Origin of the sequence: Miniphocaeibacter massiliensis, assembly GCF_900232905.1 — a bacterium.
Classification (GTDB): Bacteria; Bacillota; Clostridia; order Tissierellales; family Peptoniphilaceae; genus Miniphocaeibacter; species Miniphocaeibacter massiliensis.
Genome location: NZ_OCTQ01000003.1, coordinates 283,133 through 305,888 on the forward strand (window position 1 = coordinate 283,133; position 22,756 = coordinate 305,888).

General features: G+C 27.8%; 24 protein-coding genes, 3 pseudogenes and 1 other annotated feature. Of the genes and pseudogenes, 23 read left to right on the forward strand and 4 right to left on the reverse strand.

The annotated features are described in order from the left end of the window. Positions 1-4 precede the first annotated feature (4 nt). The 19 genes and pseudogenes from phoU to CS899_RS11165 all read left to right on the forward strand — a co-directional run bounded on the left by phoU (position 5) and on the right by CS899_RS11165 (position 13,183). The gene (gene phoU / locus CS899_RS07630) at positions 5-652 is read left to right on the forward strand and encodes a phosphate signaling complex protein PhoU (protein WP_100065594.1); all 648 of its coding nucleotides are present in this window, start codon (positions 5-7) and stop codon (positions 650-652) included. A gap of 7 nt (positions 653-659) precedes the next feature. Beyond that, entirely contained in the window at positions 660-1,340 is a 681-nt protein-coding gene (locus tag CS899_RS07635) for a response regulator transcription factor (RefSeq protein ID WP_100065595.1), read from the forward strand. Between the two features lie 2 nt (positions 1,341-1,342). Beyond that, on the forward strand, positions 1,343-2,383 hold the full coding sequence (locus tag CS899_RS07640; protein WP_100065596.1) for a sensor histidine kinase: 1,041 nt from the start codon (positions 1,343-1,345) through the stop codon (positions 2,381-2,383). Positions 2,384-2,547: 164 nt separating this feature from the next. Then, complete coding sequence (locus CS899_RS07645; protein ID WP_100065597.1) at positions 2,548-3,408, forward strand: superinfection immunity protein; 861 nt, start codon at positions 2,548-2,550, stop codon at positions 3,406-3,408. Positions 3,409-3,441: 33 nt separating this feature from the next. Further along, positions 3,442-3,631 (forward strand) — a binding site (T-box leader). 195 nt (positions 3,632-3,826) lie between these two features. Continuing rightward, positions 3,827-5,569 carry a proline--tRNA ligase gene (locus CS899_RS07650; protein WP_100065598.1) on the forward strand — a complete coding sequence of 581 codons (1,743 nt, stop codon included), beginning with the start codon at positions 3,827-3,829 and terminating at the stop codon, positions 5,567-5,569. A gap of 249 nt (positions 5,570-5,818) precedes the next feature. Further along, on the forward strand, positions 5,819-6,334 hold the full coding sequence (locus CS899_RS07655) for an ECF transporter S component (protein ID WP_277985536.1): 516 nt from the start codon (positions 5,819-5,821) through the stop codon (positions 6,332-6,334). Then, positions 6,324-6,839 (forward strand): annotated as a pseudogene (locus tag CS899_RS11080) (ABC transporter ATP-binding protein); the annotation flags it as partial. The gene CS899_RS07655 and the pseudogene CS899_RS11080, both read left to right, overlap by 11 nt. Positions 6,840-7,070: 231 nt before the next feature. Then, the gene (locus CS899_RS11085; protein WP_277985537.1) at positions 7,071-7,586 is read left to right on the forward strand and encodes an ATP-binding cassette domain-containing protein; all 516 of its coding nucleotides are present in this window, start codon (positions 7,071-7,073) and stop codon (positions 7,584-7,586) included. Then, positions 7,579-7,743: an ATP-binding cassette domain-containing protein gene (locus CS899_RS11155; protein ID WP_422879622.1), complete on the forward strand. Its 165-nt coding sequence runs from the start codon at positions 7,579-7,581 to the stop codon at positions 7,741-7,743. The genes CS899_RS11085 and CS899_RS11155 overlap by 8 nt, the downstream gene beginning before the upstream one ends. 27 nt (positions 7,744-7,770) lie before the next feature. Then, positions 7,771-8,019 carry a hypothetical protein gene (locus CS899_RS07675; RefSeq protein ID WP_100065602.1) on the forward strand — a complete coding sequence of 83 codons (249 nt, stop codon included), beginning with the start codon at positions 7,771-7,773 and terminating at the stop codon, positions 8,017-8,019. Next, positions 8,003-8,491, forward strand: coding sequence for a CbiQ family ECF transporter T component (locus CS899_RS07680; protein WP_100065603.1), 489 nt, complete (start codon positions 8,003-8,005; stop codon positions 8,489-8,491). Before CS899_RS07675 ends, CS899_RS07680 begins: the two co-directional genes overlap by 17 nt. After that, the gene (locus tag CS899_RS11160) at positions 8,418-8,579 is read left to right on the forward strand and encodes an energy-coupling factor transporter transmembrane component T (protein WP_422879623.1); all 162 of its coding nucleotides are present in this window, start codon (positions 8,418-8,420) and stop codon (positions 8,577-8,579) included. The genes CS899_RS07680 and CS899_RS11160 overlap by 74 nt, the downstream gene beginning before the upstream one ends. A gap of 26 nt (positions 8,580-8,605) precedes the next feature. After that, positions 8,606-8,797, forward strand: a complete 192-nt coding sequence (locus CS899_RS07685) for a hypothetical protein (RefSeq protein ID WP_100065604.1) — start codon at positions 8,606-8,608, stop codon at positions 8,795-8,797. Further along, the gene (locus CS899_RS07690) at positions 8,798-9,634 is read left to right on the forward strand and encodes a DUF169 domain-containing protein (RefSeq protein ID WP_100065605.1); all 837 of its coding nucleotides are present in this window, start codon (positions 8,798-8,800) and stop codon (positions 9,632-9,634) included. It abuts the gene before it with no gap. A 3-nt stretch (positions 9,635-9,637) separates the two neighbouring features. Continuing rightward, on the forward strand, positions 9,638-10,375 hold the full coding sequence (locus CS899_RS07695) for a nitroreductase family protein (RefSeq protein WP_100065606.1): 738 nt from the start codon (positions 9,638-9,640) through the stop codon (positions 10,373-10,375). Then, a complete protein-coding gene (locus tag CS899_RS07700) occupies positions 10,359-10,724 on the forward strand; it encodes a VOC family protein (protein WP_100065607.1) in 366 nt (121 codons plus the stop codon). Before CS899_RS07695 ends, CS899_RS07700 begins: the two co-directional genes overlap by 17 nt. Positions 10,725-11,056: 332 nt before the next feature. Beyond that, complete coding sequence (locus tag CS899_RS07705; protein ID WP_100065608.1) at positions 11,057-11,488, forward strand: MarR family winged helix-turn-helix transcriptional regulator; 432 nt, start codon at positions 11,057-11,059, stop codon at positions 11,486-11,488. Between the two features lies 1 nt (position 11,489). Next, positions 11,490-11,870, forward strand: coding sequence for a hypothetical protein (locus tag CS899_RS07710; RefSeq protein WP_100065609.1), 381 nt, complete (start codon positions 11,490-11,492; stop codon positions 11,868-11,870). A gap of 797 nt (positions 11,871-12,667) precedes the next feature. Next, positions 12,668-13,183 (forward strand): annotated as a pseudogene (locus CS899_RS11165) (2'-5' RNA ligase family protein). Positions 13,184-13,378: 195 nt separating this feature from the next. Here the strand turns inward: CS899_RS11165 and CS899_RS07725 are convergent. After that, positions 13,379-14,245, reverse strand: coding sequence for a LiaF transmembrane domain-containing protein (locus CS899_RS07725; RefSeq protein WP_100065611.1), 867 nt, complete (start codon positions 14,243-14,245; stop codon positions 13,379-13,381). A 159-nt stretch (positions 14,246-14,404) separates the two neighbouring features. On the opposite strand from CS899_RS07725, the gene gltX reads away from it, so the two are divergent. The 4 genes from gltX to thyA all read left to right on the forward strand — a co-directional run bounded on the left by gltX (position 14,405) and on the right by thyA (position 18,972). Next, positions 14,405-15,880 carry a glutamate--tRNA ligase gene (gene gltX, locus CS899_RS07730; RefSeq protein WP_100065612.1) on the forward strand — a complete coding sequence of 492 codons (1,476 nt, stop codon included), beginning with the start codon at positions 14,405-14,407 and terminating at the stop codon, positions 15,878-15,880. Between the two features lie 420 nt (positions 15,881-16,300). After that, the gene (cysS, locus tag CS899_RS07735) at positions 16,301-17,707 is read left to right on the forward strand and encodes a cysteine--tRNA ligase (protein WP_100065613.1); all 1,407 of its coding nucleotides are present in this window, start codon (positions 16,301-16,303) and stop codon (positions 17,705-17,707) included. Positions 17,708-17,851: 144 nt separating this feature from the next. Continuing rightward, positions 17,852-18,040: a hypothetical protein gene (locus tag CS899_RS07740; RefSeq protein WP_100065614.1), complete on the forward strand. Its 189-nt coding sequence runs from the start codon at positions 17,852-17,854 to the stop codon at positions 18,038-18,040. A 101-nt stretch (positions 18,041-18,141) separates the two neighbouring features. Further along, the gene (thyA, locus tag CS899_RS07745; protein ID WP_100065615.1) at positions 18,142-18,972 is read left to right on the forward strand and encodes a thymidylate synthase; all 831 of its coding nucleotides are present in this window, start codon (positions 18,142-18,144) and stop codon (positions 18,970-18,972) included. A 38-nt stretch (positions 18,973-19,010) separates the two neighbouring features. On the opposite strand, the gene CS899_RS07750 is transcribed toward thyA, so the two are convergent. The 3 genes and pseudogenes from CS899_RS07750 to CS899_RS07760 all read right to left on the reverse strand — a co-directional run bounded on the left by CS899_RS07750 (position 19,011) and on the right by CS899_RS07760 (position 22,609). Continuing rightward, complete coding sequence (locus tag CS899_RS07750; RefSeq protein WP_100065616.1) at positions 19,011-19,784, reverse strand: HpcH/HpaI aldolase family protein; 774 nt, start codon at positions 19,782-19,784, stop codon at positions 19,011-19,013. Between the two features lie 53 nt (positions 19,785-19,837). Beyond that, positions 19,838-21,310: pseudogene (locus CS899_RS07755) on the reverse strand (AbgT family transporter); the annotation flags it as partial. Positions 21,311-21,394: 84 nt separating this feature from the next. Then, positions 21,395-22,609: a M20 family metallopeptidase gene (locus tag CS899_RS07760; protein ID WP_129582293.1), complete on the reverse strand. Its 1,215-nt coding sequence runs from the start codon at positions 22,607-22,609 to the stop codon at positions 21,395-21,397. Positions 22,610-22,756: the final 147 nt, after the last annotated feature.

Below are 22,756 nucleotides of genomic sequence, written 5' to 3' on the forward strand. Positions count from 1 at the left end.
AAAAATGAGAAATAAATTTGATAAAGAATTAGATAAATTAAATGATGAACTTACAGAAATGGGAGAACTAGTATCTGATAAGATTGTTCAGTCTATAAGTGCATTTAAGCATAGAGATAAAGAAAAGGCAAAAGTTATTTTAGATAGTGATAATGAAGTTGATGAAATGGAAAAAACTATAGAAAAAAGAGCTTTAAAATTATTGCTACAACAACAACCCGTAGCAAGTGATTTGAGGCTAATATCTTCAGCTTTAAAAATGATAACAGATATGGAAAGAATAGGTGATCAGGCAGCTGATATAGCAGAAATAACAATGAGTATGCCAAAGTTCACTAAAGATGAAACATTTGACAAACTTATGAAGATGGCATCTTTATCAATAGAAATGGTTAAGGAAAGCATTAAGAGTTTCGTAACTGGAGATTTGTCATTAGTAGATAATATAAGTGAACATGATGACAAAGTAGATGAGTATTTTAACAATATTCGCGATAATATTGTGGAAGAACTAAGAAGTTCAGAGACTAATCCAGAATACGCAACAGATGTTTTAATGATAGCAAAATATTTAGAAAGAATAGGCGACCATGCCGAAAATATCTCTGAATGGGTTGAGTTTTCAATAACAGGTGAACATAAAGACAACTAGGTGTACTATGAAAAAAATATATATAGTAGAAGATGAAGACAATATAAGGGATTTAGTAGTTTATGCAGTAAATAATAGTGGATTTCAAGGTATTGGATTAACTAATTATGAGGAATTAAAAAAAGAAATATTAAAAGCGCATCCAGATTTAATATTATTGGATATTATGTTAGAAGATGAAGATGGATATGATATTTTAAATAAGTTAAAGGATAGTATTGAAACAAAAGAAATTCCAATTATTATGTTAACAGCAAAAACTGAAGAAATAGATAAAGTAAGAGGCTTAGACATGGGAGCGGATGACTATGTTACTAAGCCTTTTGGAGTAATGGAACTTATATCTAGAATAAAAGCTGTTTTGAGAAGAACTGTCAAAAAAAATGATATAGAAAAAAAAGAAATTTCTTTTAGAGATATAAAGGTAAATATAGATCAAAGAATAGTAACATTAGATAATAAAAAATTAGATTTAACTTATAAGGAATTTGAACTACTACTATATTTAATTGAAAATAAAAATATAGTCTTAACTAGACAAAAATTGACTGAGAAAATTTGGGGATTTGATTATGAAGGAGAGTCTAGAACAGTAGATGTTCACATTAGAACTTTAAGACAAAAATTAGAATATGCTAGTGATTATATAGTAACAGTTAGAAATGTCGGATATAAAATAGTGGGATAAATATGAAACAAAATAATAAAAAAATACTACAAAAATTAATAATAAATTATACTATAACTTTAATAATTGTATTTTCACCGATATTAATTATTGGTGGAGAAATAGTAGAGGAATTTGTGTATAAGTATATTTTTTTAATTTTGCTATGTGTATTAGTTTCATTTTTAATTAACTATTTAATATTGAGAAAGACAGATAAAAAAATAGATGTAGATGATATCACTAATATAATAATTTCTGAAGTTTTTAACGAAGATAATTTAAATATAGAATATGATACTAGAATAAAAAATATGCTTAAAAAATTAAAAGAAGAAAAAGAACTTAGCATATATTCAATGGAAAAATATAAAGAATCTGAAAAAATAAGGACAGAATTTACTGCAAATGTAACTCATGAATTAAAAACACCACTAACATCAATAATAGGATATGCAGAGTTATTAGAGATGGGCGTAGGAGATGAAGATGATGTAAAAAAATTCGCCAAAACTATAGGAGAAGATTCTAGAAAGCTTTTATTAATAATAGACGATATTATAACACTTTCACGTTATGATGACCCAACTTTAGTAAAGGTGGAATTTGAATATTTTAATATAGGAGAATTTGTAAGAGATTTAGTAAATAATATAGAAAATGTAGCCTCAACTAAAAATATAAGGATTTATAAAGACATAGAAGATGTATATGTATATGCAGATAAAAGTAAAATAAGAGATTTAGTAAACAACTTAATTTCAAATTCAATAAAGTACAACAAAGAAAATGGAATAGTTGGAATAAAATTATACTCAAAGAACAGAAATTGCATAATAGAAATAGAAGATACAGGAATAGGAATATCTGAGAGCGACAAAAATAGAATATTTGAAAGATTTTTTGTAGTAGATAAAGCAAGAGGGAAAAAATCAGGTACTGGACTAGGACTTGCTATAGTTAAGCATGTTGCATTAATACACAATGGAAAAATAGAGTTGGAAAGTAAAATGGGAATAGGTAGTAAGTTTACTTTTGAATTTCCAATAGAAAACTTTAAATAATTTAAGAAATAAAACAAGCATTATAAAAATTGTTTTATTTCTTTTTTGTTAAGAGTAATTTATAAAAAATATTATAGTATTTAGTAGATTCGTAGATATAATGTATTAATTGAAGAAGTCTCTTTATGATATAATAACTCATATATTTTAGAAAAGGTGATAATATGCGTTGCAAATACTGTGGCGAAGAAATAAAAGAAGAATATCTTTATTGCATATCTTGTGGAAAACCAACTAGTGATAGTATTAAAGAATATAAAAAAGAACAAGAAAATATAAAAAAACAAGAAACTAATTCAATTGAGTATTTTGAAATAGAACAACAAGAAGCGGAAAAAGAGCATAACTATGATTTTAGTGAATTTCTGTATGATAGTGATGAAGATTTAGAAGAAGAGGAAGAAGTAGATTTTAGTCCTAAATTTAATAAAGCAGAAGATACTATAAGTAATACAGACAGACATCAATTTGATATAGATGATGATTTAGATCAGACTAAAGAACGTAAATTTAGACGCTCGGATTTTAAAATATACGATGAGATTAGGAAGAATAAATCAAAAGAAAAACAAAAGAAAACTTCTCAAAGAAGAATGGAAACAGAAGGAAGAAAAGAGAAGAATTATAGACAAGAAGTATCATATGATGATTATATTAATGGAAATGATATAAAATTAGAAAAGATAAAGAAAAAAAGAAAAACTTGGAAGAAAATAAGAAATTTTTTATACAATATTATAGCAGCGATAGGAATATGGATTTTATATACAGAATTAAGGTATCCAGTTATTGAATTTGTAGCAAATAACATAACAGAAGAAATTTATACGTTAGATGCTAAATTTGTAGAGCTTGTAATATTAGTAATTTTAATATTTTTGTTTACACCATTTTTGGTATGTAAGGGAAATGCTAAAGTGCCATTATTCTTTTTTAGTATATTACTAAGTTGGACAATAATTGGATGGATTATTTTAATGGTTGTAGCTATAAGTAGTAATATAAAATTTAAAAGGATATACTAAGTTTACAAAAATATTTAGCTGTGATAAAATCAATTTATTCTATTGAAAAGAAATAGTAATTAATTGATATTTTTTAGAGAGAAAGTGTTTGGTGAAAACTTTTAAATTAGATTAATGAACCTATCTTGGAAGATGTATGAAAACATACAGGGTTGTGCCCTATAGCTTTAGAGATAATCTAATGATTAATTGAAGTGGTACCGCGTAGTCTTTCGCCTTCTGGTGATAGACTACTTTTTTTATGACCTAACCCAAAACTTGTTTTTATGGTAGGTCAAATGCAAAGATTTCCAAAGAACGTAAGTAATTTGTAGAAATTGACTGCATTTATTCACGATGCTTTATAAATGAATTAATAGAGTATTAAAATAAATTTAATTAAATTATAATAACAAAAGCATACAAGGAGGAAAATATTATGAAAATGTCGAAATATTATATGCCAACGTTAAGAGAAGACCCAGCAGATGCAGAAATAGCTAGTCATAAGTTACTATTAAGATCGGGAATGATTAGAAAATCAGCAGCAGGAATTTATTCTTACTTACCACTTGGATATAGAGTAGTAAGAAAAATTGAAAATATTGTAAGAGAAGAAATGGATAATTTTGGCGCTCAAGAGATTTTAATGTCTGCATTACAACCAAGAGAGATTTGGGAAGAGTCAGGAAGATGGGCAACATTTGGACCTGAGATGTTTAAATTAAAAGATAGAAATTCTAGAGAATTTTGTTTAGGTCCAACAGCAGAAGAGTATTTTACAACTTTACTAAAGGGAGAAATAAAAAGTTACAAACAACTGCCATTAAATATATACCAAATACAAACAAAGTATAGAGATGAAAAAAGACCGAGATTTGGTATAAATAGAGCTAGAGAATTTTTGATGAAAGATGCATATTCATTTGACACAAATGAAGAAACTATGAAAGATGCATACATGAATATGTGGAGAGCATATGAATCAGTTTTTGATAGGCTAAAATTAAACTACAAAATAGTAGCAGGTGATGCTGGAGCAATGGGAGGTAATAGCTCTCATGAATTTATAGCACTTTCTGATGTTGGAGAAGGAGTAATATTTTATAGTGAAGATAGTGACTTTGCAGCAACAGATGAAAAAGCTAAAGTTTACTATCCAATAGATGAAAGTAATATAGAAGAATTAAATATAGAAAAAGTTTTAACGCCTAACTGTAAAACTATAGAAGAAGTTTCAAACTATTTAAAAGTTGAAGCAAGCCATTGTGCTAAAGCCATTGATCTTAAAGTTGAAGGAAAGCCAGTTCTTGTAATAATTCCAGGAGATAGAGAATTAAATATGGCAAAACTTATAGGTTATTTAGGAGCACCAGAACATGAAGTAGAAATGATGAATGATGAAGAAATAATTTCAACGCTAAACTCAGCACCAGGTTTTACAGGACCTACATCAAATATACCAGAAGATGTTAGAGTGATTATAGATTCAAGAGTTACAAAGATGAAAAATGTTGTAATAGGTGCAAATGAAGAAAACACACATTATAAAAATGCAAATTACGGAAAAGATTTTACAGGTGAGATAGTAGAAGATATTTTAATGATAGAAGATGGCGACATTGATCCTAACACTGGCTCTATATTAAAATCAGCTAGAGGAATAGAAGTAGGAAATATATTCCAATTGGGAACTAAATATTCAGAAAGCTTAGATGCAAAATATTTAGACGAAAATGGAAAAGAACAATATTTTTACATGGGTTCATATGGAATAGGAGTAACTAGATCAGTAACAGCAGTAGTAGAACAAAATCATGATGAAAAAGGAATTATTTGGCCTTTAATTGTAGCTCCATATCATGTGATAGTTACAGTTGTTAATATTAAAGATGAAGCACAAATTGAGCTTGGGGAAAAATTATATGAAACTCTAAGACTTAAAGGGATAGAAGTATTATTAGATGATAGAAAAGAAAGAGCAGGGGTTAAATTTAACGATAGAGATTTAATAGGAATACCATTGAGAATTACTGTTGGAAAAGGTGCAATAGATAATATTGTAGAATATTCAACAAGAAAAGATATGGAAAACAGCAATATAAGTTCAGAAGAAGCTATAGAAAATGTACTGAATGCAGTTTCAGCAGAGTTGAAATGTTTAGATAGTTTCTATAGATAATAAATTGCTAAATATATATTTAATAAAAAACTAACAACTGTAGTATTTGAGGCAGTTGCTAGTTTTTTTATTTAGACTTTGAAATACAATAAACATAAAATATTGAATATAAAAACTAGATAAATAAAAACAAGTATGATAAAATCGTTATTTGGAAAGAAACATATCTATAAAAACGAATGTTAAATTTTTTTCAAAAATAACACTTAGGAGGAAGTAAATAGAAAACTTAAAACAAAAGATTTAGTAATTATTGCAATGATGAGTGGAGTTATAGGAGTGGTTTTTACATTTTTAGACAGTATGTATAATCCACTATCAAATTTATTGGGACCGATATTAATTTCATCAACTTTTGGTATTTATGCACTATCTGCAATTTTGCCAGGGGTATTGTTTAATAAACCAATGGTATCTTTAATAGGAGCAATTTTTGCTGCAGGAATTAATATTTTAACTGGTAATCCCTATGGTATACATATAATGGTAGCAGGAATTTGTCAAGGTTTAGGAATGGAAGTTGCTCTATACTTGAATAAGTACAAAAAGATTAATATTTGGACATATTTAATAGCTAGTATTTTGATAGTTTTATTTGTTACAACAAGAGATTATTTTGTTTTTTCTTTTGGTGCATTAACATTAAACATTAAAATAATTACAGTTATTATAAGATTTCTAAGTACATTTATATTAGGGATTATCTTTTCTAAATTAATAAGAGTAGCACTATCAAAAGTAGGATTGCTATCATATGGAAAATAAGGACAATAAATTTCTTATTGATGATTTATCTTTTAGATATGAAAACTCTGTGGAAAAAACTTTAAAGAACTTAAAAATTAGTTTAAAGAAGGGAGAAGTACATCTTTTATTAGGTGACTCTGGAAGTGGAAAATCTACATTCATAAATATACTTTCAGGAATAATACCAAACGATATATTGGGAGAAGTAGAAGGGGAGCTTATATATAAAAATGTAGATATATTAAAAAATGATATACAGAAAAGAGCAAAAGATATAGGCATAGTTTTTCAAAATCTTGATTCTTCATTTTGAACATATACAGTTGAAGATGAATTAGTATTTCCAATGGAGAATTTAGGAATAGAAAGAGATAAAATGGAAAAAAGGCTTAAAGAACTTTTAGATATGTTTAATATTAAGGAACTGAGAACTAGAGAATTAAATAAATTATCTGGGGGAGAAAAACAGAAAGTTGCCATGGCAAGTGCCATTGCCTTGAATCCAGAAATGATAATATTTGATGAACCAACAGCAAATATGGATCCACAATCAACAGTAGATACTTTTTCAATTGTAAATAAACTAAAAGAAGATTATAAAACAATTATTATTGTAGAACATAAAGTAGATGAAGTTTTACCGATTGTTGATTTTATTCATATTTTGTCAAATGATGGAAATTGTATTTTTTCAGGAACTAAAAAAGAAGGATTAAAATTTTTGATTAATACAGATAATAATCTACAAATAAATATGTCAGAAAGTATAAACTATTCAAAAGGATTAAAAGAAGAAGTTTTTTTATACAATAGAGAAGAAGTTCTAGAACATATTATTGAAAAATTACCATTAAATGGAAATAGTAATAATCTAAAAAATACAAACTGCAATACTAATCTTATTGTAGAAGCCAAAAACATAGGTTTTTCATATAATAAACATAAAATATTCAATAATTTGAATTTGGAAATAAGAGAAGGAGATAGTTTAGCTATTATTGGACATAACGGTGCAGGAAAGAGCACACTTTTTAATACTTTATTAGGACTAAATAAGAGATATGAAGGCAAAATCAATTTTTTAGGAAAAGACATAAAAAAGATTAAAAAAGGAAAATTTTGGGAGCGAGTTGGGATATCTTTTCAAAATCCTGAACTACAATTTATTACTTTAACAGTTTATGATGAAATAGGATTAGGATTAAAAAAAATACAATTATTCAAAAAAGGAAAAAGAGAAAATAATCTTAGAATATTTAGATATTTTTGATCTAACAGAGGTAAAGGATTTAAATCCTTTTTTAATTAGTCAAGGTGAAAAAAGAAGACTCTCTGTAGTTTCAGTATTAGTATCAGGTCAAAAACTATTATATTTAGATGAACCAACATATGGGCAAGATAAAAGAAATACTAATAAAATGATGTAGCAGATAAAAAAGCTTCAAGAACAAGGAATGACAATAGTCCTTTCAACACATGATATGGGACTTGTATGGGAATTTTGTAATAGAACAGTTGTACTAAAAGAAGGAGAAATTATATTTGATGGTACTCCAGAAGAATTATTTAGTAATGAATATATTATTTCTAAATCTAAATTAAATATACCTTATTGGTTTGAAATATCTAAAGATATTAGTAAAATACTAGAAAAAGAGATGATTGTTCGTAATAAGGAGGATGTATATGAACTTATTTCTTGATAAGTTAAACCCAACAACAAAGATTTGGATAATGATTATGTTATTTATACCAATAACATTTAGCTATGATCTAGTATTTACACCTATAAATTTTGTTTTACTAACCATAGTAATAATTTTACTAGAGAGAAATTTATCAGTACCTAACTTATTTTTTAGGTTAAAGGGAATAATCTTATCATCTATATTACTAGTTATTTTTCTGTTGATAACAAGAGGATTTGGAAAAGAAGGCGAGTATCAAATTTTTAATATTGGAATTTCTAAAATGGACATAGAACTTGTATTTTCATTAGGGTTTAGAATGATAACTTTTGCTTATATAACTTTAATATTTATTGTAACAACTGATTCTGTAGATTTAGTTTTGAGGTTAATCCATCAGTGGCACTTTCCATATAAGGTTATGCTATGCTTTTCTAGCGGCGTACAGATTTGTTCCAACATTTGGAGAGGAATTAGAAAAAATTAGAATAGCTCATGAATCAAGAGGACTTGGAAGTAGTAATAATGTTTTTCTAAATATTATATATACACCAAGATATCTTATACCACTTTGAGTTTCCGCGATGAGAAAAGAGAAAGAGTGGCAATAGCAATGGATACAAGAGCTTTTTCAAGTGGAAATAATAGAACATATTACAAGATAACAAGTTGGAAAAAAAGAGATACAATAGTATTATTAGTTAGCCTTATAGCTATTATAATTTTGCTATACATAACAATACATTTTGGATTGTTTAAATTTTCTTTATCAATGAATAAAAGGGGGATATAAATGCCATATATTTATAAGAAAAAAAATGTTGATAGTCCTGGAATACCTTATGATTTTAACTTAATTAAAGATTATAATGATATTGCAGAAGTGATTTTAGAATTAAAGAGAAAAATCATAGGTGTTAAAATTGTATATGATAAAGAATCCTATGACAGTTACAAAATTGATGAACCAGAAAGAAAGCAATCTTACTGTCAAATTATAAGAGATGCTGGTAATGGAAGTATAAAAAAATCTAAGTTAGAACATCATATGTGTGATGGAGGAACTACTGCTTTAGCATTAGAACCTAGTAATGCACATATAGAAAATGGCACAGAATACTTTTCTTATAATCTTTATGCTACAGCACCTTCAGCAAAACGCATGAGAAAAAGTATAAAAAGTTTACATGACGATATGGGAACTACTTATGGTGTAGTTACTGGTCCATTAACAGAATTTAAGGATATAGTGCCTGATGTTGTTATGATAATAGATAGACCATATGTAATTATGAGATTAACTCAAGGCTATGTTTACCACAAGGGTATTAAGCCAGAAATAGATTATGGAGCTATGCAAGCAATTTGCTCTGAATTAACAGTAACACCTTATTTAACAGGTTCAATGAATATATCTGCACTTTGTCCTAGTACAAGAATGCTATCTTCTTGGGAAGAAGACGATATGGGATTGAGCTTACCTTATGAAGAATTTACAAATACTATCTATGGGGTTATTGCAACATCAAAGGCTACAGATTCTGTACCTAAGAGAAGAAAAATCATTGAAAATTTAAAAAAAATTAATATAGAGTCATCAGAATTAAAGTATTTGGAATCATACCTATAGAAAATGAATGAAATAATAAGTCAGATAAATAATAGGAAATCGGTAAGAAAATATTTAGAAAAAAATATATCAGATAATATAAAGCGTGTGATTTTGGAATCTGCTATTCAAGCACCATCAGCAGGAAATCAACAAATATATACTATTATAGATGTTGAAAATAAAAAGATTAAAGAAAAATTGTCTGTTCTTTGTGATAATCAACCATTTATAAAAGAGGCTGCTATGGTTCTTGTATTTTGTTCAGACTATAAGAAATGGTACGATTTATACAAACATGGTAAATGCGATCCAAGAAGCTTAGGAGTAGGAGATTTTTTATTATCGGTTTCAGACACAGTAATAGCAGCTCAAAACACAGTAGTTGCAGCAGAGAGTTTTGGAATAGGATCTTGTTACATTGGAGATATTTTAGAAAATTATGAAGATGTAAAAGAGCTTTTAAATATACCTAGGCATGTAGTACCAGTAACGATGATAGTTTATGGATATCCAACTGAAAATCAAAAAAATAGAAGTAAGCCAAAAAGACCTAGCTTAGACTTAATAGTTCATAAAGATAAGTATAATGAATTGAAAAATGAAAAACTAGAAGAACTAGTAAAACATAATTTAAAGACAGTTGGGTTTGAAAAATGGATAAAAGCATTTTGTAAAAGAAAATATAATTCTGAATTTTCAAAAGAAATGAATAGATCTGTAGAAAAATATTTGGGAGAATTTTATGATAAATCATATTGATATTAGAGTTATTGATTTAGAGAAAACTAAGAAGTTTTATAGTAGTATTTTAAAACCTTTGGGATATAAAATAAAATTTGAAAATGAATATATTGTTAGTTTTTCAGATAATATTAGTAGTGCTCCAGGTGGAGATATTTATTTTAGTATTGGCAAACCTACTAAATATCATTTTGCATTTCAGGCAAGGAATCATAAGCAAGTAAAAGAATTTTATGAAATAGGTATGAAAATGGGGGCAAAAGATGATGGAGAACCAGGGTATAGACCTTATTACCATGAAAACTATTATGCTTGCTATTTGATAGATTTAGAAGGATATCCAATAGAATGTGTATGTCATAACTAAAGAAGATAGTATTTCAATAAAAATTAAAAACAAGGTTACTATTTCGGTGCGACGTAGGAAAATAAAGAAAAATACAGTAAAATTAATGTTTTCATTTTGGAAGGGAATAATAGAAGGGACTAAGAACTAAATATTTAAACAAAGGGGATGTAAAATACCAATATCCTTTTTGTTATTGATTATGCCATGGACTTGTTATGAAATCTATGGTGTTGTTTATATTTACATGAGATTTTTTAATATACAACAAATTAACTTGACAAAACTATATAATAAAATATAATATGTATACAAATAATAAGTATACATATTATATTCTCGGGAGGATTTTAATGGATATTCAACAGTCTTTAGGTTATCTTTTAAATACGTGTGCAAGATGTATAAAAAGAAAACTTGATATTGAAATTAAACATTATAATATCACTACATCACAATGGGCAGTCTTAAAGCTATTATTTAAAGAAAATAGATTATCACAAGCTGAAATAGCTGAAAAAACAAACATGGATAGAGCCACTTGTGGAACTATTATTGACAAGTTAATATCAAAAGAATTAGTACAAAAGGAACTATGTGAAAATGACCGTAGAAGTTACATTGTAAAAATATTACCAGGTACATTTGAAATTATTAATGAAGTATCTATACTAGCAGAAGATGTTAATCAAGTTGCATTAGATGGGTTGTCAGATTCTGATATTGATAATCTTCATAATTATTTAATTACAATTATAAATAATTTGGACAGAAAGGATATGTAAAATGAAAATAACAATGGTAGTTATGTTAATTGTTGGCTTAGTAGAAGTTGGAGCAAATTCATTCTTTATTATTAGATTGATGAGCGGTAAAGGTTTGAGGGCAGCCAAGAAGTTTCATGGTGATTTTCCAGCATTTGCTAGTGACAAAGCGTGGATAAATAAAATTTTGGTATCTATTGTTTTGGGATTTCTTGCACTTCTTGCAGCATTTACAATTTATAAAAACTATTCTACTAAAATCATATTTTCGGGACTATTTGCTGGGGGTATGTTAGTTTTGTGTATTGTGCAAGCGGTGTTATATGGAAAAAAACACTTACCCGCGAGAATTAGCATATTGATAGGTGTAGTCCTAATCGCGTTGGTTGCTTTTCGTCTTTAGGAAGAAATCCTTAACTAACATTTATGACTATTAAGCAATCTAATAGTAGTAAAAATAGAGCTAAAGATCATGGAATATGATAATATATATCTAATTATCATGAAAATTACTACGCTTGTTATTTGATAGACTTATATGGTTATCTTTATAGAATATGTTTGCCATAAGAAATAAAAAAACCACTCGTAAGAGAGGTTTTTTTATTTTAATTTTGTCTTACTGTAATTGTAAGGGATACTTGTTACAATAACGACATCTTCTATTTTTTCTAAAATCAACCAGTCATCCATATTATTTTGATGATTAAAATCTAATGGAGATATATTTTCAACGTTATTAAAACCTACTAAACAAAGATATTTTTTATGCCATCTTTTTTTCTTTGTATCGGACAGATTAAGTCTGGATTGGTTTTCTTCTATTATTTCATTAATCTCTATATCTGAAAGTTTTACATAATTTTGTATGCTATCTACAATTGTTTTTGCAGTTATTTTTTAGAACCCTTTTCCATAAAGTATAGTATTTCTTTTTCAAAAACTCTACTGTGGAAATTTTTTTAGCTACAGCTCCTCTAATTACCGTAGTTTTATCACCACTTAAAATTTTTTTCTAATACTTTTTCTTTATTGTCACAATATACTAAATGGACCATGAAATCCTCCTATTTTTAATTATTATATATAAATAATATCATATAATTAAATTATAAGTTTTTATTAAATTGCCATAAAAAGAGATATAAGATATTATTTGTATATAACATAACTTTAAATTATTTATGGAGCATGATATAAATGTATAGATCAATAATAATATTGCCAAAATTCAAGAATATAAATAGCATTGAAAATATAAGAAAAGAGTATGATCCGCTATTTGGATTAATAAATCCTCATATAACATTAATGTTTCCTTTTGAAAGTAATCTAACTAAAGAAGAGATTGTAGATATAATAGATGAAACAATTAAGAATGAAAAAACTTTATTAATAAAACTTAGAGGAGTTAGTAAATCAATCAATAAATATGGGAATTATTTGTTTTTGAACTAGATATTAGGAAAAGATAAATTAATTAAAATACATAATAATTTATACAATCACAAAAAAACAAAAAGTTTTAAAAGCGTAGAAGATTACAATACTCATTTAACTATGGGGAAGTTTGAAACGGAAGATGAATTAGAAATTGTTTATAAAAAACTCGAGAATTTTAATTATGAATTTGAGACGTTAGTAGATAGAATATATGTTGAAAAAATAGAGGTAAACAAAGAATCAGTAATAGAATATGAATATTTATTAAAATAATGAGCAAGAGAATTTCTATGGTTATAGAATAAAATTATTTAAAAGTTTTTTAACTGTTATGTTAAAATTGTAAAAATATTGTATGGAGTTTTGTTAGTGGTATTTCTAGTTTAAATTTATAAGTACAAATTAAGCTGTTGTATATAGCAAAAAAGCTTAGGCAGAATAGTCTAAGCTTTTTAATTTAAATTAAGTTTATTGATTTATTATTATTTCACCAAGTATATTTTTGTAAAAAATTCTAACAGTACATTCTGCATCTTCAACAGTGTGTATATCAGTAGTTTTTCCGATAATTTCATAATTCCAATTATAAGGTAATAATAATTCTAAATTACTAACATAGACGTTACAGTAAATCTCTATAATTTTTGAAGCAGGATAAACTCTTCTCAAGTCTAATATAGTTTGACCAAATGTAGTAGAAATATCTCCGCCAGAAAAAGAAGAACTTCTAATTTTTATTTTATTATTACTGAATATATATGATAAGTCTATTAAATTACTTCCTATTTCAGTAAAAATATCATCTTGAGTATTGTTGAAATTTGGTTCATAAGCAGTTTTTTCAGATGTTGTATTATAGTAAGAATTATTAGTAGAGTTCATATTTGAAAAATCATATTTTTTTTGCTTATTATTTACATCATAATCATCATTAACTTCGTCATAGTAATTTTCTTTGTTATGGTGGTTTTTGTTTGAATTGTTTTCTTTGTTAAAGTTGGTTGTATTATTTTTTTTCATTTCTTGAAACTTCTTTTTAGCTTTGTCGGGAATTATTAATATAATTCCAATAATTATAAGAGTAGAAGCCCAAATTATAGTAGATAATTTCGGTGTTAGTAGTCCTAGTTTATCTAGTTGGAATATAATTCCAATAGCAATTATTAAAAACGAACTTACTTTTGCTTTTCTATGTTTAATTAATTTGTAAATACCATAAACAATTAAAAGTAATGGCCAAAAATCAGTGAATTGAAACCATAAATTTATATTTGTAAAAACTTCAATTATAGAAAAAAGACCTATAATAATTAGCATTAAACCTAAAAATGTCATATTAACCTCCTAATAAGTAAATTTTATCATATAATAAAGCCTTTAATTATTACAAAAAAGCTAAAGTTTTAGTGCAGATTAATTGCAAAAATAGCCATTAATGATAAACTATTACTATATGATTATTTTCAGATTATAAGAAACGAAAAGGAGAATTTAATGGGAGAAAATAGACTGCGTTTTGCACCAAGTCCAACGGGATATTTGCATATAGGAGGATTAAGAACAGCTTTATATAACTATCTTTATGCAAGACAAACAGGTGGAAAATTTTTATTGAGAATAGAAGATACAGACAGAACAAGATATGTTGAAGGTGCCATAGAAAATTTATTAAAAGAATTAGAGTGGGCAGGTATAGTAGTAGATGAAGGTGTTGTTCTAAATGAAGAAGAAACTCCAGTAAATAAAGGAGAATGTACACCTTATATTCAGTCTGAAAGAGTAGAAAAAGGAATTTATAATAAATATATAGATAAATTATTAGAAGAAGACAAAGCATATTATTGTTTTTGTTCACAAGAAAGACTAGACAATTTAAGGGAACAACAAAAAGCAGATGGAATGGTACCTAAGTATGATGGACTATGCAGAGGTATTTCACTAGAAGAAGCTAAAAAAAGAGTGGCAGCAGGAGAAAAATATGTAGTAAGAATGAAACTGCCTGCTAATAAAGATATAACGTTTCACGATGCAATAAAAGGCAATGTAACAATAAACACTAATGATATGGATGATCAAGTTTTAATTAAAAGTGATGGTTTTCCGACATATCATTTTGCAGTAGTAGTAGATGACCATGAAATGGGAATAACTCATGTAGTAAGAGGAGATGAGTGGTTACCTTCAACTCCAAAACACGTTTATTTATATGAAGCTTTTGGCTGGAATGCTCCAGAGTATGTTCATTTACCAACGGTATTAAATAAGTCAGGTAAAAAACTTTCAAAAAGAAATGATGATGTTTCAGTAGCTGATTTTAGAAAAATGGGATATTTACCAGAAGGTTTAATAAACTATTTGGCATTAGTAGGTTGGTCACCAGAAAGCAACGAAGAAATTTTAAGTATGGATGAGTTAATAAAACAATTTACTTTTGATAGAGTTTCAAAATCAGGTGGAGTTTTTGACAAAGAAAAATTAGACTGGGTAAATGGACACTATATAAGAGCATTAGAATTACCCAAGCTTGCAGAAATGGTAAAACCATATTTATTGGAAGTTGGTTTTATAAATGATGATATTCAAGAAGAAAGATTGGAGCTAATAACTTCAACTTTCCAAGAGTCAATTTCAAAATTATCTGATATAGTAGAACAATCAGAATTTTTATTTGTAGATAAAGTAGAAATTATTGAAGAAGATGCAAAAGAAATGGCTAGTGGAGAACAAGTTCCATCTTTAATAGAAGCATTTAAAAATGAACTAGAACAAGTTGAAGAAGTAGATGAAGAGTTTTCAAAAACTATAATGAAAAAGATTCAAAAAGCTACTGGAGTAAAAGGTAAAAACTTATTTATGCCAGTAAGGGCAATATTAACAGGAAATGTTCATGGACCAGAACTAGTAAATGTAATTCAAATATTAGGGAAAGAAGGTCTATTAAAAAGATTAAACGACTTTAAAATAGCGTAATAAATATACTGGGAAAAAACTAAGAAATACATTTAGAGAGGGATTGGTTGGTGAAAAATCCATGTAATATTAGCTTGTGCGCCAAGTATTAATGATTTAATAAATCACGGCAGAACCGTTAAAACTATTAAGTGGATATTTAATTATATCAATTAGAGTGGAACCACGGATATTAATTCGTCTCTTGTATAAGCGAGAGGCGAATTTTTTATTGAAATAACAGGAACTTTAGCTCCGTTGTAGGTCAAATACAGTGAAGTTCGAATCTATGATTTGGCTAATGACCTTCTATTACAATTTTATAATATAAAGGTATTAAGTAGTTTTGAAAGAATTAACTGTATTTGGATATTGAGAAAGAAAATATATTATTAAGATATGGACAAGGAAAAGATTAAATTTAATATAAGGAGGAAAATAGTGAAAATATATAATACATTAACAAGACAAAAAGAAGAGTTTAAACCAATAGAAGAAGGTAAAGTTGGTATTTATGTATGTGGGCCAACGGTATATAATTTTATACATGTTGGAAATGCAAGACCGATGGTAGTGTTTGATACACTTAGAAGATATTTTGTATATAAAGGATATGATGTAAAATACGTTAGCAATTTTACAGATATTGACGATAAAATAATAAATAAAGCAAAAGAAGAAGGGGTAGAATTTACTGAAATAACTAAAAAATATATAAATGCATATTTAGATAATTCAAGAGAATTAAATTTTTTAGAAGATTCTACAATTCATCCAAAGGCAACAGAATACATTATTCCTATGATAGACTTTGTATCAGGACTTGAAAAAAAAGGTGCAGCTTATAATGTAGATGGCGATGTTTATTTTGATGTTTCAAAAGCTAAAGATTATGGGAAGTTATCTAAAAAGAATATAGAAGAACTTCAAGCAGGAGCTAGAATTTCTGTTACAGAAGAGAAAAAGAATCCAATGGATTTTGCCCTTTGGAAAAAAAGAAAAGAAGAAACTGAACCAGCATGGGAATCACCATGGGGAATGGGACGACCAGGTTGGCACTTGGAGTGTTCAGTAATGGCACAGTCTATACTTGGAGATACAATAGACATTCATGCAGGGGGAGAAGATTTACAGTTTCCACATCATGAAAATGAAATAGCTCAATCAGAAACTTTACATGATGAAAAATTTGCAAATTATTGGATGCACAACTCAATGATTACAGTAGATAATGAAAAAATGAGCAAATCAAAAGGAAATTTCTTTTTATTAAATGACATAAAAAAATTGTTTGATTTAGAAGTAGTTAGATTTTGGTTGCTTTCAGTTCACTACAGAAAGCCCATAAATTTTAGTGAAGAAGTTATGGAACAAACTAAAAATGGTTTAGAAAGACTTTATAATGGAAAGAAAAATTTAGGAAAATTATTAAATAAAGCAACAGGTAAATTAAAAGAAGAAGAAAAAGAAAAAGTTTTTAAAATAGAAGAAATAGTAAAAAGTTTTGAAACGGCAATGGATGATGATTTAAATACAGCCGATGCAATATCTTCTATATATGAACTAGTTAAATTTTCAAATAGTAATGTAGATGAGAACTCATCAAAAGAATTAGCAGAAATTGCATATAACGCATTGATTAAACTTGCAAATGTAATAGGAATACTTTATAAAGAAAATAAAGAAGAAAGTTTAGATGAGCAAGTTGAAAAACTTATTAAAGAAAGACAGCAAGTTAGAAAAGACAAAAACTTTCAAAGAGCAGACGAAATAAGAGATGAACTAAAAGCTATGGGGATAACTTTGAAAGACACTAGGGATGGTGTTGAATGGAGTATAGATAAATAGATATATAATAAGAAAGTAACTATAAATAGAATAGTTACTTTCTTATTATATAAAATTAACTAATAGGAAGTTGAATAAAAAATGTATTAAAAAGAGGTATAATAGACAGTAGAGTAAAAAAATAAGATAATGATAAGGTAAAAAATGCGTAAAAAAAGAAAAATAGTATCTTTTATACCAATAATAGCAGTAATTGTCATGACAATAGAACTAGGTATTATGTATTTGTTGGTAAATTATACTAATTTGAATATTGTAAATATGGTTTGTATATTAATGGGTACAAATTTAATAATTTCTGCTTTTAGTGGAATGTCTTATTTTTTATTATAAAAAGAAAAAAATAACAGACAGTTGTAGTGGCAAGCTTAATGGTACAATAGATTAAATAAGGTAAAATATATAACATATTTATATAAATAGAAGGAGGAAAAATGAGTAAAGCAGATAAAATTTTTGTAGAAATGTGCAATGATATTATAGAAAATGGATATTCTTCAGAAGGGCAGAAAGTAAGACCGGTATGGGAAGATGGGACACCAGCTCATACTATTAAAAAGTTTGGAGTTGTAAATAGATATGTTTTGTCAAAGGAATTTCCCATTCTAACATTGAGAAGAACGGCATTCAAGTCTGCAATAGATGAAATTTTATGGATTTGGCAAAAAAAATCAAATAAAGTTGAAGACTTAAATAGTAGAATATGGGATAGTTGGACAGATGAAAATGGGACTATAGGTAAAGCTTATGGATATCAACTTGGTGTAAAACATAAATATGCTGAGGGCGAGTTTGATCAAGTAGATAGAGTTTTATATGATTTAAAAAATAATCCATATAGTCGTAGAATAATGACTAATATTTATACTTTTGAAGATTTACATGAAATGGAACTTTACCCTTGTGCATATTCAATGACGTTTAATGTAACTGGAAATAAATTAAATGGAATATTAAATCAACGTTCACAAGATATTTTAGCGGCAAATAATTGGAATGTAGTTCAATATGCAGTACTTTTGCACATGTTTGCTCAAGTATCAGGGTTAGAAGTAGGTGAGTTAGTTCATGTAATAGCAGATGCACATATTTACGATAGACATATTCCATTAATAAAAGAACTAATAACTAGAAAACAATATGAAGCTCCTAGATTTAGAATTAATAAAGATATAAAGAATTTTTACGATTTTACAGTATATGATTTTGAACTAGAAAATTACAAACATGGTGAACAAATAAAAGGAATACCTGTAGCTGTGTAGAAAATAAAAAATAGGGACTACTAAATAGTCCCTATTTTTTATTTTATTTTATTAAATTCATTAACTAGTCTTTTACAACTATCTACGAAGATACCAACATCTACAGAATAGGCAAGATATTTGATACCTAAATTTTTCCAAAAGTGTAGTGAATCTAAAGAATCTATAAAGGTTCCAACAACAGCGCCTTTATTATTTGCTTTATCCACAATATATTTTATAGTATCTAAGACTTTAGGATTGGAAATTTCTCCAGGAACACCTAAACTTTGTGATAAGTCGTAAGGGCCTATAAAGTAAATATCAATACCAGAAACATCTAAAATTTCTTCTAAATTGTTCAAAGCTTCAACACCTTCAAGTTGTACTATAATGAGATTTTCACTAGAATCTTTAAAATATGTACTTTGATTTTTTGAAGAGTACTCAGCTGCACGGACAAATCTGCATATTCCTCTATGTCCACTTGGATAAAATCTAGAAAATTCTATTATTTTCTTTATTGAATTTGCATTATTTACATGTGGAATTTGTATTCCAGCAGCACCAATATCTAGAACTTGCCCAATGGTGTGTTCATCCAAAGAACCTACTCTTATAATTGGCAAGGTATTACTAACTTGAGCAGCCCTTATATTATTTTGCATTTTTTGTATATTTACAGGTCCATGTTCCATATCCAAAATTAGATAGTCTAAGCCACTATAACCAGCTGCTTCAATAAAAGCTGGATCACTAGATTTCATAAACATTCCTAAAACAGGTTCTTTAGAAATTTTTTCTTTAAAAATTTTTAATAACTTTTCATTCATAAAACTCCTCCTTGAGTTTGTTAATAAAAAAATAGATTATATGTTTATTTAAGTTACATCCAAATAGGACCACCAGGTCCTAGTGGAATATTTAAAAGAGTCCAACCTATAAGCATAACTAACCATGTTATAAGGAAAGTTATAGAATAAGGAAGCATAATAGATATAGCTGTTCCCATACCTGCATTTTTATCATACTTTTTAAGATAACCAACTAGTAATGGGAAGAAAGTAAACAATGGACTAATTGGATTAGCGACAGAATCTCCAATACGATAAAGTATTTGAGTGTATGCTGGGTGGAAATCAACAAGCATTAACATAGGTACAAAGATTGTTGAAACTAAAGCCCATTTAGCAGTTTGACTCCCCATGAACACATCTAGTATCATACATAGAATTACAATTCCTATAGCTAGTGGAATACCAGTTAACCCAGCACTTTGAAGCCACTCAGCTCCACCAATAGATATAATAGTTCCTAAATTACTCCAACCAAACCAAGCGATAAATTGAGAGGCTACAAAAGCAAGAACTATAAATCCAGAAACTGAACTTATTCCATCAGCAGCAAGACGTACAACATCAACATCTCTTTTAATACTTCCGACAGTCTTACCATATACAATTCCAGGAATCAGAAAAATGATAGTCATGAAAAATACCATTCCTGTAATTAAAGGAGATGTAATTATTCCACCAGTTTCAGGATCACGTAGTACACCATTTTTTGGAACTATTCCTATTAATATTATTGCAATTACTACTACTGTAGCAATTCCAGCATTACGCAGTCCTTTATGTTCTTTTTCAGTTAATTCATTTATTTGTTCTTTATGAACTTCTATACCATCTAAATTAGGAAAACGAGGTTCTATAAACTTTTTAGTAACCCACGCACCCATTAATGTAAGAGGTATAACAGAAGCAGCCATGAAGTAATAATTAACCGCAGGGTTTATTGTAATATTAGGTTCTATAATTTTAGCAGCGCTTTCAGTCATTCCTGCCAAAATAACATCACCTGTACATAAAAACAAGTTTGCATTAAATCCTGCTGCTACGCTTGCAAATACTGCAGCAATTCCAATGTAAGGATGTTTGCCTCTAGATAAGAATATCATAGCAGCAATAGGTGGAAGTACAACAAAGCCTGAATCAGAAGCTAAGTTTGAGTTAATAGCTATGAATATAAGTACGATAACAACTAAATTTTTAGGCAATTTTGAAGTTGTTTTATGTAATACAGCTGTAAGTAATCCACTACCTTCAGCAACACCTATCCCCATCATTATGCATATAACAGATGGAAGTGGTGCAAAACCTGCAAAATTATTTAGTATATTAGTAACGATTTGTCTAATACCATCTCCGTTTAAAAGACTTACTGCTTTTACGGTTTCACCAGATACAGGATTAACTACAGATAATCCCATATTCCCTGCTATTGCAGATATAATAAGTATAATTATACCGAATACAATAAACAACAGTGCTGGATCTGGCATTTTATTACCAAAACGTTCTAAACCAGAAAGAGCTTTTACTAGTCTTGACTTTTTTTGTTATTATTATTATTCATTATAAACCTCCTACAATATAAAGTTTAGTTAGCTAAGTACATCTTTGGCTAATTGTTTGAAAAAAAGAGTAGCTTTTTCTAAATCATTTAAAGGTACATATTCATTAACTGTATGTGCTATATCAAGACTACCAGGACCAAATACAACAGTTGGAACACCTGCATCAATAAAGAAGTTTTGATCATTACATCCACTAAAGTCTTTTATAATAACATCTTTTCTAAAAGTTTTATAAAAAGTATTTGAAAAAATATTAACAATTTCACTATTTTTAGCTACATAACCAGGATTTACATGAACATATGGTTTAATTTCATATTCAAATTCTTTATTTTTGTTTTTTATATTTTCCATAATTTCTACAATTTGGGATTGGCAAAAATCAATAGTTTCACCAGGCAGAGTTCTTCGGTCTATTTGGATATCTATTTTTCCAGGAACAATATTATCTTTTTCGCCACCGTGTATAGTAGTTGGAGTAAGAGTTGAAGGAGGGAGTACTTCGTGAGTTTGTTTTGAAATTTTTTCCATAAGTGGCTTTAAAGTTTCTATAGCAAGGCTTGCATTTGATATAGCATTAATTCCTTTATGTGGAACGCCAGCATGACAGCTCTTGCCAAATATGGACAATATGTATCTTACAACTCCACGATGAGCAATACATAAATCTAAATTAGAAGGTTCACTAATAACAGCAAAATCTGCTTTTACAAAATCAGGAGATGCTATGTATTGTTTAACTCCTAAATCGTGAAGTTCTTCATCATAGACAAATAAAAGAATTAGTTGACCATTTTTAAAATCAAAGTCAGACTCTATTAATTCAATTGCAGCTTCAATCATGGTTGCTATTCCACCCTTCATATCACATGCACCACGAGCGTAAAGGTTTTCACCACGTATATCAGCTTTAAAAGGATTACTAATCCAATCTTGAGAGACAGGGACAACATCTAAATGACCATTATAAATTAATGTTTTTCCATTTTCATTACCAATAGAAGCAATTAGATTTGCTCTACTAGGGTTGTTGGGATTAACTTGTAATTTTGTTTTAAAATTATATTTATTAAGATATTCTTCTAAAAATTCAGCACAAATAGTTTCATTTCCGGGAGGATTAGAAGTATCAAAGCTTAAAAGACTTGATACTAATTCAAAAAGCCTTTCTTTATTAATCATACTAAGCACCTTCTTATTTTCATATAGAGTTGTCTTTACTACTATAATTGGATTATACAAAAAGACTTTTTGTTTGTCAATATAAAAAAAAGTTTTTATGATATTTTAATTTAAATTGATATTATGATAATTTAAACTATAATATAAAGTATTGAATGCTTATATAAGAATAAACATATTGGGTAGTTTATTTTTGGTAGATAAAAA